An 11,792-nucleotide genomic window follows, 5' to 3' on the forward strand; every position below is an offset into this window, starting at 1 on the left:
GGTACCGGTTTTACCAGCTGCGACTCCACCCCCGAAGCGGTAACGCCACTGCTGGATAAAACCGTTGATGGTTTTGGTGAACTGTTCCGCCAGATTTCCTACAACCAGATCGGCACCTCCACCATTCAGAGCCGTGCCATTGCCGGACTGGCCAACCAGACCATCGTCTTCTGCATGCCCGGCTCCACCAATGCCTGCCGCACCGCCTGGGACGATATTATTCAGACCCAGCTCGACAGCCGCCACCGTCCATGCAACTTTGTACCGCAGTTAAAAAATACCGCCCACTGTGGCAGCCGCGGTTAAAGCACATAAATACCGCCAATATTGTGAGTGATTATTTAAGAATGAAAGCTTATGAGTGAATTTTCCCATATTAATCAGCGCGGCGAAGCCAGCATGGTGGATGTCAGCAATAAAGCCGCCACGGTGCGTGAAGCACGGGCCGAAGGTTACGTGCGCATGAGCGCCGACACCCTGCAGAAAATTCTTGCTGGCGAACATCATAAAGGCGATGTGTTTTCCGTCGCCCGTATTGCCGGCATTCAGGCGGCTAAACAAACCAGCCAGCTGATTCCGCTCTGCCATCCGCTGATGCTGAGTAAAGTGGCCGTCGATTTTGAAGCACAACCGGAGCACAACCGGGTGCGCATCACCAGTCTGGCCAAACTCACCGGCCAGACCGGCGTGGAAATGGAAGCGCTTACCGCCGTATCTGTCGCCGCGCTCACCCTGTTTGATATGTGCAAAGCCGTTGACCCGGCCATGGTACTCGAAGGCATTCGTGTGCTGGAAAAACAGGGCGGAAAAACCGGCCACTGGCAGGCCGACAGCACAGGATAAAATCTGTTTATGAATATTCTATTTTTTGCCGCCCTGCGCGAACAACTCGGTTGCGCGCACTGCGATATCGACCTGCCGTTACCAGCCAGCCTGGCAACCGTGCGCGCTGCGTTAATACAGCATTTTCCACAGCAGGCAGAACGTCTGGCTGCGGGACGCGCACTGGCCGCCATCAATCAGACACTGATCAACGACGAAGACACCCTGATTAACAGCGGTGATGAAGTAGCATTTTTCCCGCCGGTGACCGGAGGCTGACGATGAGTACAGAAAACGCCAGCAACAGCCAACACTATATTGCAGTGCAACAGGCGGATTTCGACGTTGCCCATGAATACGCTGAGCTGCGCAAAGATAACCGCAGCGACGGCGCCGTGGTGTTCTTTACCGGACTGGTACGTGAAATGAATCAGGGGTCACAAGTGAGCGGCCTGACGCTGGAGCACTATCCGGGCATGACCGAAAAAGCGCTGCAGCAAATCGTCGCAGATGCCAGTACCCGCTGGCCCGTTAACCGCGTGCGCCTGATACACCGCGTTGGCACCCTGGCGATTTCCGATCAGATTGTTTTTGTGGGAGTCAGCAGCTCACACCGTGAAGCTGCCTTCGATGCCTGCTATTACATAATGGATTATCTGAAAAACCGCGCACCTTTCTGGAAAAAGGAGGTTACCAGCCAGGGTGAGCGCTGGGTAGAAGCGCTGGATAAAGACAAACAGGCGCTGGATAAGTGGCAGTAAGGGTTTCCGGCGATCTTATGCCAGCTTCTCCTGCTCTTCCCGCCAGCCCGGCACTGGTGTTCAGTTAATACAAACTATTGATAACTAAGTCATCTTAAGTGTACCCTCGTTATCCAGCTTAAATCTTTCTCTCATAGCTAGCTGCTCTGATGCTAGCTACTGCTGCTCACACCGTATTTAAAAAGCACGGCCTTCGCTGGCGCTTGATTTTTAACGGGAGCGATATTTCAGGGTTACCTACGAAATGGAGGCGTGCATGCCCAAAGGATTATTTTTTCCGGTTATTGAAACCGAACGCTTATCACTGAAACCTTTGGTGATTAATGATGCGGAAAGCCTGCTGGAAATTTTCTCCGATCCTGAAGTTATGCGCTATTGGAATACGCCCCCCTGGAAAACCCTTCAGGATTCTCTGGACTTTATAAATGCGAGCAATGATTCGATGCAACGCCAGGAATCGCTGGTTCTCGGGGTGTATCTGCAATCCACTGGTGAGCTGATCGGAAAGTGCATGCTATTCAGCTATGACGCAGAATCCAAACGTGCCGAAATCGGTTTTGGTTTGGGCCACGCAGCCTGGGGAAAGGGTTACATTAATGAAGCAGGCGAGGCCCTGATACAGTACGGATTCAGTGTATTGGGGCTGCGCCGGATTGAAGCAGAGATCGATCCAGACAATCAGTCATCTGCAAAAACGCTGGAGAAGCTCGGATTTTCCCGGGAAGGTTTGTTAAGACAGCGCTGGGAAGTCAACGGTATTGTCTCTGACTCAGCCATGTATGGACGGCTGAAGAGTGACCATCCAAAGCCGTAAACCAATCGCGTAATAGCGCAGGATAAGCATGGATAAAATCGCAGAACTGATAAGGGCTCAGGCCAGAGCGCCCTTCACGAATCAACATGGTACTAGACTCCTCTGAAATTCATCAATTTTTATTAAGAAGAGAACCCTATGGAACTTAGTTTGATCAGCATCTTCATTACCGTAGCAATCGCCCATTTCCTTGCGCTACTCAGTCCGGGGCCCGACTTTGTGTTGGTTGTAAAAAGTGCCTTAAAAGGAAATCGTAAAAATGCCATTGGCGTTGCACTTGGGATTGCATCTGCCAATGCCGTTTACATTGGCCTATGCCTTATTGGTGTAGGAGCAATTCTTTCAGCTTCAACCTCCATAATGATTGCACTTAAAGTTGTTGGCGGTCTTTTCCTTATGTACATTGCGTTTCATGCATTAAAGGCACCCAGAAGTTCATATCAGAATATGGCAGCCACATCCGAAGGCACTGAAAGATTCTCTCTGATTTCCTTTTCAAAAGAATTCATTACTGGTTTTCTGTCCGGAATTTTAAACCCTAAAAATCTGTTATTTTACCTGAGCCTCTTCACTGTTGCGCTTACACCAGAGATCAGCTTAAAGTTCAAAATTCTTCTTGGCGCCTGGATGACGGCTATCGTTTTTCTATGGGATGTGGCTATTATCTATTTATTATCCAACAACAACGTACGCAATAAATTTACCCGAATGGCGTTCTATATCGACAAAGTGACTGGTGCAATTTTAGGTGCCATTGGCTTTGGCATTGTCAAATCAGTTTGGACTAAACAGTAACAACATGACGGACTGCTGCAGTTTTCCCGGTTAAACTGGCAGCAGAGGATCAGGTACCGAATTTATTGAACCAGGGTTCACCTTCGGTGTACCCTCTCTTTATACAACGGTTCATAAACCCAACTGATATTTTCCAGTACCGCAGAAAATATCAGTCGGTAAAGCTACTGAAATAAGTAAAACCATACCCATGTCTGACAATTACACTTTCTTCGCCAGTGCAACCAACTCCATCGGTACGCTGATAGCTCTGTTTATCCTGTTTGCACCGCTGGCCCTTGCTGTAGCGGCTACGATAAAAATTCATAAACAGTTGGGCGGGGGCGCGGCTCATCTTCTGAGCTTCGGTGTCATCATGTTTTCTCTTTTACCTCTGGATCTTATGATTTCTATGGCCGGAGCTTTTATGGATACTCAGGCTCTGGCCGAATTTATGCTGGTCAAAAGTTATATATCCATGACTCTGACTTATCTGGGCGCAATCTCCACCGGAATAGGGATACTTATCCTCTGTCAGCGGCAGAAGAATGCAACCTGAAGTAAGAACCTGAGCAGAGCGCTGCTCAGGCCACTAGCTAAAGACAGAGATAATCTTTTACGGCAGCACGACGACTGCCGTCACGACGGCGTTCATTCCCCAGCTATCCGCCCCCTTACCTGCCGTTACTATTTTTATCATCTTCACACGCCCTGAGCGGTCATCCTCTGCTATTATCCCTTCTCTTTTGAGAAAGCTATCATTACAACCAGAAGGCACAGTCAGCACAGCATCAGCCTGTGTCTTGTGACACTGCTGCCACTACAGGGAACCGCATGCATCAGTTCGATAAATCTATTCTTATTGCTTTTAATCCACACGACAGTGAATCGGTTGCTGCTGCGCTGTTGCAGTACCAGCAGCATCTGGAAGATGGCAGTGCCTTCAGGAAGCAGGTTTTTAATATCGAATTTGTTGCGCTTGAGAATAATAGCCAGCGCCGTCTGCAACTGAGTGATATCCGTGACGAAACACTGCGCACTTATGTCAAAGACGCCCTGAGTCTGACGCCGGATGGTTACAGCGAATCTTCCCATGAGTCAATCGCGGAAGATGATCCGGTCTATATTTCTGAGCCCATATTCTTTGCGTTAGCGCTGCAGTTTCCACAACTGCAAGAGCAGGTTATACGCTGTGCCCGCAGTATCGTTGCCTATGCCCGTGACAATAACGATACGGACGATATGTGGCGCGATGATATGGACGTATTCGGTGCCGAAGCCCTGTATTTACTGGCGCGCAGCGATCTGAATAACCTGCCGTTATTGGCTCAGTTTTTTATCCCGTACTGGGATGACGAGCACGCCGGAGAATATCATAAATTTCTTGCCGATATTGTGCATCGCTATGGCTGGTGTCGCGAGGTTATCAGTGCCTATATCTGGTGCGATAACGACCCGTTCCGCTATCAGATGTTTGGCCATGAGTGGGGAATCGATACCCACTATCAGCCACTGGGAGAATACCTGCGTGCCAATCCACAGGAATATCTGTGGTTTAAACAGGCTCTGCAGGAGCGCCTGATCGACACGCCCAAAATGATGGTGTCGATTCATAATAATGAAGAGGCACATAACCCGGTGCTGGATTTTTATCTGACGCTGTTGCCGATGGATGGTGACCGTTTTGATGATGAAGATTGCGCAGAATTTGCCCAGCAGCCTTTTATTCATGCCAGCCTTGAAGACGAAGCACTGGATCTGCAGAACAGAATTCAGGCACAAAGCAGCACGCCGTTATTCTGTTATTCCGCCAGTGATCTGCGCTCACAGGAATCCATGGAGCGGGAAGAAACCAGGGGGGATGGCCTGCGCAGGGTTAAACCACTGATTCTCGCTCTGCCTCAGGGCGAAGCACTGTGGCAGTACGTATATGATGGCAGCCAGCAGGATGCGCTGCAGCAATTGCCCGTCACCGAACTTGCACCACTGGCCAAAAAATCAGCGCCGGAATTTTACCGTGATTTACAGGATGAGCTGATTTTTGGCGACAGCAACAAAGACATCTGCGATGACCTGTTTTCCGTTCTGTACAGCGTACGCCGCGAATTACAAAGCGATGACGAAGACGCCGAAGACTTTGCCGATGTATTAACCTCCGACAGTGAAGAACAGCGCGCCCGGCAATACCTGCGCCTGCTGGATATTTTTTACCGCGTACTGGGGCAGGATGAATTCCCCGATAGTATGCGCGAGCTTCTGGTCGACGACGATGAGCTGTTAACCACTGCCGAATATTTCCGCCGTTTCAGCCGCATTCCGGCCGAAGATCAGGAAAAAGCGCTGCAACAAAAAGTATTGCACAGCCTGCTGGGCGAATTCTGCGATATGGATGAGCGGCTGGGCAAGGCACTGCTGCAGCGCGCACAACAACTTATTGGTTCAGAGCGTACTCTGGCCAACCCCGCCAGTTGGGCAGATGATGCGACACAAAGCGATCTCGAAATCGGCCATTTTGCTCTGATGGCTTTTATTCTGTACAACGACTGGCAGCAGAATTTTGCCGATGAGCAGATTCCGGTTCTGGCTGAATATCTGCAGCAGGATAGTTTATGGTTAAAAGCCGCAAACCTGCCACTGAAGCGCTTTCATATTGAAGGTGGCCATTACTGCCCCGAAGGCCGAGGTATGAGTGCGGAGCAGGTACAGCTTTTCCGCGATTATTTCTGCGCGCAGCAACCGGTATTAAATCAGCAACAGATGATCGATCTGATCAACCGTTATGCCCACCGTGACGATTGTACCCGCCGCAGTTCACTGTCGTTTAATCAGTTCAGCGAACTCCAGAATGGCTATCACTTTTTTAACGACCACGACGATGATTACCAGCGCATACTGCTGATCTGCTTCTGGTTGCAGCACCTGCCTCTGCCCTGCAGCGTGCCAGCCAAACGCATCTGGAAACTGATGGTCGCGCTGGCACCGATACGGGTCACACGGCTGGTGACGCAGGCATTTTCCGATGACAGTTACGATGTGGAATTTGCAGATGTATTACAGGAAATCAATCATTACGAAGCACTGGAAAAAGCCGGAATTAATCAGGGTTATTTAATGGCCTTCCAGCTCAGTCAGTGCCAGCCTGCTTACCACACGGAAAAATATATTCACTGGCTTGATCAGTATGCCGCCATTGATGATACCGACACCTCGATGTTCGGCAGCCGCAGCCGTAAGCTGGCGCAGGAGCTGCAACACGGACTGCGCTATATCAACGAGGCCGATAAAATTCAGTTTTATCGTCTGCTGGAACTGCGTCATCCGCGCTTCAGTTACAGCAATAATGACGAGCTGCAACAAAACTTCCGCCGCACACTGGAACGTAATCTGCGCCTCAGCCTGAAACACTGGCACAGTATTCTGGCCAGCGAGAGTGGTTCCTCCCAACTGGATTGCGACAGCAAAGTGCTGAGCAAAAAACCGCTGCGTATCGCAGCGGACTACCACACGCGGGAAGACTTTGTTCCCGGTGATATGATCTGGCTCGGCGTCTGGCTGGTTGAAGATATGGGTGACGACTACGAAATATTCGCCGGCCCCGAACTGCAAAGTGCGGAACTGAACCATTGCCGTGGCAATGTATTGTTATTTAAAGACGGTATTGACCGTGCTCAGATTTCAGCCCGTGCCAATGAACTACTGGACAGCGAAGCCTGCCTGCAGCAGCTGCATCAGCAGGTTCTGAATTATCTGAACGGTAATGCCGGTTATGAACAAACCGCCACTCTGGCAGAACATTATCTGCTGGGTGAAGGTCTGGAACTGCAAGCTCCTGAGTACACCATGACCGGGGTCGACAGCTTTATCTGGTTGCTGGATGAAGAACAGCGCGACCGTCTGGCGCGACTGTTTTTTAATAACAATTACCGTGGCTTTAAACTGGTACGTGACACCATCGTTCAGGGCTATCTGAGCGATCAGGTTAAGCAGGGCAAGATGAGCTTCAGTGACATGCTGGAGGCCGATGAAGACGACTACGAAGAACAGGCCGCGGCCTTTTTATTGCTGTGGTTGCTGCGTCTGGATATCCGCCCTGAGCATATCCTGCTGTACTGCGTTAAAAACCGTCAGTTCGAAGCCTGCCGGCATTATGTCATGGCGCTGGCCAATGACGGTCTGCTGAAGTCCTGTGCCGCCTTCCTGCATACCGAGAACCGTGCCACTCTGGTGGAAATGCTCGCAGAGCAGAATAATGGCCGTTCTTTCCTCAGTATTTTTGCCAAAGATAAAGCCCGTAAAATACGCGATATTGTTGCGCGTTTTATCGGCTGAAGCAGGTCAGACAAAACGGAGTGCTGCTGTTATCACCCTGGATAACAGCAGCATTCTGTCTGATTCAGCGTTTATTCTTCGGAATACTCCACGGATACAGCCACTGCTGTGCCCATTGCACACTTTTGAATAACACCAGACTGACCACCGCAAGGAATATTAATCCGGCAAATGCCTGCGGAATTTTAAAGAAAGAGGTTGAGAACTGAATAAAGTAACCAAGGCCTTTTTCCGCAGCGACAAACTCCGCCACTACAGCACCGATAATGGCCAGCGTAATGGATACTTTCAGGCCGCTGAAAATATGCGGAATGGCATAAGGAATGCGGATCTGCCAGGTTTCACGATAACGCGGAGCCCGTAATGATTTACTCAGCTCAATCAGTTCTTCCGGTGTTTCCAGCATGCCGGTTGCCGCCGAAACCACCAGCGGGAAAAAGGTAATCAGACAGGTAATCAATACCCGCGACATATCGCCGGTTCCCATCAGTACAATAATCAGTGGTGCCACCGCCACCACCGGAGTCGACTGAATCACCACCAGCGCCGGATAAATAGTGCGCGATAATACTTCCGAACGAACCATCGCAATGGCCAGCGGAATACTGATACAGATCGACAGTGCAAACCCCATCAGGGCCACCCGCAGTGTTGCCCACAGATGCTCCAGCCAGCGACTGAATTCCACGTCGAAGAAAGCATTCACAATCGATACCGGCGACGGCAGGATATAGACAGGCACCTTACCGAAACGGCAGATCAGTTCCCATAACAGTACAAAGGTAATAAAGAACAGCGCCGCCGCATAACTCAGCAGCCACTGGCGGACAGGAAAAGACGTTGATTTAAGCATGGGCTTCCGGCTCATAAATGTGTTTTCTGATACGCGCGGTCAGTTCAGCAAATTGCGGAGTGTTAATGGTGTTGGCGCTGCGCGGCCGCGGAATATCAATATCAATTAAATCCAGTACGGTTCCCGGACGCTGACTCATCACTAATACACGATCAGCCAGCAGCACCGCCTCGGAAATTGAGTGGGTAATAAAGAGAACGGTCTTGGGGTTTTCTGTCCAGATATTCAGCAGATCAAAACCGATCTGTTCACGGGTCATGGCATCCAGCGCCGAGAACGGCTCGTCCATTAATAAAATATCCGGGTTTAATAACAGCGCGCGCACAATACCAACACGCTGCTGCATACCACCGGATAATTCATCCGGCATGCGTGCCGAAAACTGTGATAAACCGGCCATCGCCAGTAATTCTTCGGCGCGGTTTTTATCGGCGGCCGTTACAAGTCCGTATTTATGTTTCAGAGGGAACAGCACATTGTCGCGCACCGTCAGCCAGGGTAATAACGTCGGCTTCTGAAAAACGATGCCGACATCATCACGCGGCTCAGTCACCTGACGATCAAACACGCTGACCTTCCCTGCGCTGGGAATCAGCAGCCCCGCCACCATACGTAACAGCGTGGATTTACCGCAGCCGGATGGCCCCACCACCGCTACAAATTCATGGCGATGAATTTCCAGATCAATCTGCTGTACCGCCATATTGCCGGCAGCCGGGTCATAACAATGACCAACCTGTTCCATGCGTACAAAAGCACGTTCTGACGCCTTACTCATATCAGTTTTGCTCCGGCATAAAATCACGGTTAACGGCAATTTCCGGATTCATAGCATCGGAGGCAATATCGTTAGCCTGCGAAACCCACTTCCAGGTTAACGCCATACGCTCTGGTGTTAAGGCACCAAAACCGTCATTGCTGGTTACTTCGTTATACACCAGACCGTTAATGCTGCGGATTTGTGCACTGGCAACCGCAGCATCCACCTCAGGTACCATGGCGTGAATATCGGCACCGGCTTTATCCGGGTGGGCATAGGTGAATTGCACGGCTTTGGCGTAGGCTTTAACAAAGCGTTTGGCAACGTCCGGACGCTCGCTGAGGAATTTATCGGCGGCCACTAAGGATGAGCTGTATAAATCCAGACCGCCCTCTGTCCAGGGAATAACACGCAGGGTTTTTCCGGCTTCTGCCGCTTGTTTCTCGAATAAGGCAACATTGGTGACCCAGGCGATAATGCCTTCGATATTGCCGGTCATCAGCATCGGGCTTAATGCACCCGGGTCCGATTTCACCAGCGTCACACTGTCTTCGGCCATGCCATTTTCTTTTAATACCAACGGTAAAAAGGCATTGGAGGAGGTAAACGGAGAGGTCGCAATTCTTTTACCGGCAACGTCTTTAAGGGTTTTAATCGAGCTGCCTTCAAGGGTGAAAAAAGCATGGGGCGCCTGAGAAAAATACGACAGCACCGCCGATACTGGTACGCCATCGCGCGCTTTGGCTGCCATTAAGGCGCCGATATCTGCAATACCAACGTCCGACTGGCCCGTCGCCATTTTGGTAACGGCATCCGTTGAGCCACGACCACTGGCAATTTTTACTTCAAGATCTTCCGCGGCAAAAAATCCCTGCTGAATACCAACATAAACCGGTGCTTTATCACCACCGGGCAACCAGTCGAGCTGGAAGGTTACTTTATCCGCCGCCAGTGTCATGGCCGAACAGCCTAACGCAGCCGCCAGTGCGGTAACCTGCAATAAAGGTTTGGTCAGTTTCTTGAACATGGATTTTCTCCTGATTTTTAAGTCGTTTGTCCGCTCCAGAAAATTCTGATCAATCGGACAGGTTTTATTCGCTATCAGCAATAACCGTACCCGAGTTCAGATTTATTTTTCGTAGGCCTGCGCCTTACGCAGAAAACGCCCTGTCGCTGAAAGGAGAGCCTAGGGCCTGTCGAGAAATAAGCTTTCGCCATAGCGCCGAGAAAACACTTTATGCTTGCTTGTGGTGCATAAAGGTTGAGTCGTGACTCAATATGGGTGCAAATTTCTGCGCAGTATTCGCAGCTCGTTTGAGTTGTTGATACTTTTTATGGCGGGGAGAATAAAAGAAGGTATTGTCCGCTTTGTCAGCGCACTGCTTTACCGGAAAAAATAAAGGCCTCCTGTGAGGCCTTTATTAATGACGTACTACAGGCTGAGAAATCAGTCCTGCAGCCGCAGATTACGTGTCGCACCATCCAGATGATCGGCGTCGGCTTCGGAGCCGAGTTTAATCATCAGACGCAGATCGTTTGGCGAGTCGGCGTGAGCAATGGCGTCTTCATAGGTGATTTCGCCCTGCTCGTAGAGTGCATACAGCGCCTGGTCGTAAGTCTGCATACCCGCTTCGTTGGACTTGGCCATTAATGGCTTCAGTTCGTGCACTTCACCTTTACGGATCAGGTCCGACGCCAGTGGTGTATTCAGCAGAACCTCCACCACCGCGCGGCGTGAACGGCCATCCGGTGTGGCAATTAACTGCTGGGCCACAATAGCGCGCAGGTTAAGGGATAAATCCATCCACACCTGGTTATGACGGTCCGGCGGGAAAAAGTGAATCACACGTTCCAGTGCCTGGTTAGCATTGTTAGCGTGCAGGGTCGCCAGACACAGGTGTCCGGTTTCGGCGAAGGTAATGGCGTGCTCCATGGTTTCGGCAGAACGCACCTCACCAATCATGATCACATCCGGCGCCTGACGCAGACAGTTTTTCAGGGCGGTATCAAAGCTCTCGGTATCTAAGCCCACTTCACGCTGGGTAATAATGCAGCCATCGTGCTGGTGAATAAATTCGATCGGGTCTTCGATGCTGAGAATATGGCCCTTACTGTTTTTATTACGGTGACCAATCATCGACGCCAGCGAGGTCGACTTACCGGCACCGGTGGCACCCACAAACAGAATCAGACCGCGCTTGGCCATGGATATTTCTTTAATAATATCCGGCAGGCCGAGCTGATCGACACTCGGAATACGGGTTTCGATACGGCGCAGCACCATACCGGAAACGTTACGCTGATAAAAAGCACTGGCACGGAAACGCCCGATACCACTGGCATTAATGGCGAAGTTGAGTTCTTTTTTCTCCTCAAATTCGTCCTGCTGCTTGCTGTTCATAAGCCCCAGTACCACTTCGCGCGTTTGCTCGGCACTGAGCGGGTTTTTGCTTAACGGCATAATTTTACCGTTTACCTTCATGGAAGGCGGAACCCCGGCTGTAATAAACAGATCCGAGGCACCTTTTTCCACCATCAGGCGTAAAAACTTATCCATCGCCATGTTCAGTTACCTCAGAAATTATCCGGGATTTTGGCTTTTTCACGCGCCACATCCCGGCTGATCAGACCTTTGTTCAACAGGTTCTGCAGGCACTGATCCATGGTCTGCATACCGTA

The 11,792-nt window shown here is 50.5% G+C and carries 12 protein-coding genes; 8 read left to right on the forward strand and 4 right to left on the reverse strand.

Translation table 11 applies throughout. The features are described 5' to 3' along the window. From B3P58_RS12890 to B3P58_RS12925, 8 genes are all read left to right on the forward strand, one after another. Nucleotides 1-306 (forward strand): molybdopterin-binding protein (locus tag B3P58_RS12890; protein WP_286717975.1); only part of this gene is annotated, 306 nt, incomplete at its 5' end. A 51-nt stretch (nucleotides 307-357) separates the two neighbouring features. After that, the gene (moaC, locus tag B3P58_RS12895) at nucleotides 358-843 is read left to right on the forward strand and encodes a cyclic pyranopterin monophosphate synthase MoaC (protein WP_145467893.1); all 486 of its coding nucleotides are present in this window, start codon (nucleotides 358-360) and stop codon (nucleotides 841-843) included. A gap of 9 nt (nucleotides 844-852) precedes the next feature. Beyond that, nucleotides 853-1,101 (forward strand): MoaD/ThiS family protein, encoded by a 249-nt coding sequence (locus B3P58_RS12900; protein WP_286717977.1) that lies wholly within the window; start codon nucleotides 853-855, stop codon nucleotides 1,099-1,101. Nucleotides 1,102-1,103: 2 nt separating this feature from the next. Further along, nucleotides 1,104-1,583 carry a molybdopterin synthase catalytic subunit MoaE gene (moaE, locus tag B3P58_RS12905; protein ID WP_286717979.1) on the forward strand — a complete coding sequence of 160 codons (480 nt, stop codon included), beginning with the start codon at nucleotides 1,104-1,106 and terminating at the stop codon, nucleotides 1,581-1,583. A gap of 256 nt (nucleotides 1,584-1,839) precedes the next feature. Then, complete coding sequence (locus B3P58_RS12910; protein WP_145467886.1) at nucleotides 1,840-2,397, forward strand: GNAT family N-acetyltransferase; 558 nt, start codon at nucleotides 1,840-1,842, stop codon at nucleotides 2,395-2,397. Nucleotides 2,398-2,535: 138 nt separating this feature from the next. Beyond that, nucleotides 2,536-3,192, forward strand: coding sequence for a LysE family translocator (locus tag B3P58_RS12915; protein WP_145467884.1), 657 nt, complete (start codon nucleotides 2,536-2,538; stop codon nucleotides 3,190-3,192). Between the two features lie 190 nt (nucleotides 3,193-3,382). Then, nucleotides 3,383-3,730, forward strand: coding sequence for a hypothetical protein (locus tag B3P58_RS12920; protein ID WP_145467882.1), 348 nt, complete (start codon nucleotides 3,383-3,385; stop codon nucleotides 3,728-3,730). A 275-nt stretch (nucleotides 3,731-4,005) separates the two neighbouring features. Then, nucleotides 4,006-7,500 (forward strand): hypothetical protein, encoded by a 3,495-nt coding sequence (locus tag B3P58_RS12925; RefSeq protein ID WP_286717983.1) that lies wholly within the window; start codon nucleotides 4,006-4,008, stop codon nucleotides 7,498-7,500. Between the two features lie 64 nt (nucleotides 7,501-7,564). Here the strand turns inward: B3P58_RS12925 and B3P58_RS12930 are convergent, their stop codons facing one another. From B3P58_RS12930 to B3P58_RS12945, 4 genes are all read right to left on the reverse strand, one after another. Further along, nucleotides 7,565-8,353: an ABC transporter permease gene (locus B3P58_RS12930; protein WP_225691082.1), complete on the reverse strand. Its 789-nt coding sequence runs from the start codon at nucleotides 8,351-8,353 to the stop codon at nucleotides 7,565-7,567. Beyond that, nucleotides 8,346-9,131 (reverse strand): ABC transporter ATP-binding protein, encoded by a 786-nt coding sequence (locus tag B3P58_RS12935; protein WP_145467876.1) that lies wholly within the window; start codon nucleotides 9,129-9,131, stop codon nucleotides 8,346-8,348. Before B3P58_RS12935 ends, B3P58_RS12930 begins: the two co-directional genes overlap by 8 nt. Before the next feature lies 1 nt (nucleotide 9,132). Next, on the reverse strand, nucleotides 9,133-10,140 hold the full coding sequence (locus B3P58_RS12940; RefSeq protein WP_286717987.1) for an ABC transporter substrate-binding protein: 1,008 nt from the start codon (nucleotides 10,138-10,140) through the stop codon (nucleotides 9,133-9,135). Nucleotides 10,141-10,560: 420 nt separating this feature from the next. Next, the gene (locus tag B3P58_RS12945; protein WP_145467872.1) at nucleotides 10,561-11,676 is read right to left on the reverse strand and encodes a PilT/PilU family type 4a pilus ATPase; all 1,116 of its coding nucleotides are present in this window, start codon (nucleotides 11,674-11,676) and stop codon (nucleotides 10,561-10,563) included. Between the last annotated feature and the right edge of the window lie 116 nt (nucleotides 11,677-11,792).

Origin of the sequence: Thalassolituus sp. UBA2009, from assembly GCF_002335285.1 — a bacterium.
Classification (GTDB): Bacteria; Pseudomonadota; Gammaproteobacteria; order Pseudomonadales; family Oceanobacteraceae; genus Venatoribacter; species Venatoribacter alkanivorans.

Excerpts from the sequence above, each read along its gene's own strand:
- B3P58_RS12945 (WP_145467872.1), bottom strand. The coding sequence starts at position 11,676 with ATGGCGATGGATAAGTTTTTACGCCTGATGGTGGAAAAAGGTGCCTCG.
- B3P58_RS12940 (WP_286717987.1), bottom strand. The coding sequence starts at position 10,140 with ATGTTCAAGAAACTGACCAAACCTTTATTGCAGGTTACCGCACTGGCG.
- B3P58_RS12925 (WP_286717983.1), top strand. The coding sequence starts at position 4,006 with ATGCATCAGTTCGATAAATCTATTCTTATTGCTTTTAATCCACACGAC.
- B3P58_RS12910 (WP_145467886.1), top strand. The coding sequence starts at position 1,840 with ATGCCCAAAGGATTATTTTTTCCGGTTATTGAAACCGAACGCTTATCA.
- moaC (WP_145467893.1), top strand. The coding sequence starts at position 358 with ATGAGTGAATTTTCCCATATTAATCAGCGCGGCGAAGCCAGCATGGTG.
- B3P58_RS12935 (WP_145467876.1), bottom strand. The coding sequence starts at position 9,131 with ATGAGTAAGGCGTCAGAACGTGCTTTTGTACGCATGGAACAGGTTGGT.
- B3P58_RS12900 (WP_286717977.1), top strand. The coding sequence starts at position 853 with ATGAATATTCTATTTTTTGCCGCCCTGCGCGAACAACTCGGTTGCGCG.
- B3P58_RS12920 (WP_145467882.1), top strand. The coding sequence starts at position 3,383 with ATGTCTGACAATTACACTTTCTTCGCCAGTGCAACCAACTCCATCGGT.
- B3P58_RS12915 (WP_145467884.1), top strand. The coding sequence starts at position 2,536 with ATGGAACTTAGTTTGATCAGCATCTTCATTACCGTAGCAATCGCCCAT.
- moaE (WP_286717979.1), top strand. The coding sequence starts at position 1,104 with ATGAGTACAGAAAACGCCAGCAACAGCCAACACTATATTGCAGTGCAA.
- B3P58_RS12930 (WP_225691082.1), bottom strand. The coding sequence starts at position 8,353 with ATGCTTAAATCAACGTCTTTTCCTGTCCGCCAGTGGCTGCTGAGTTAT.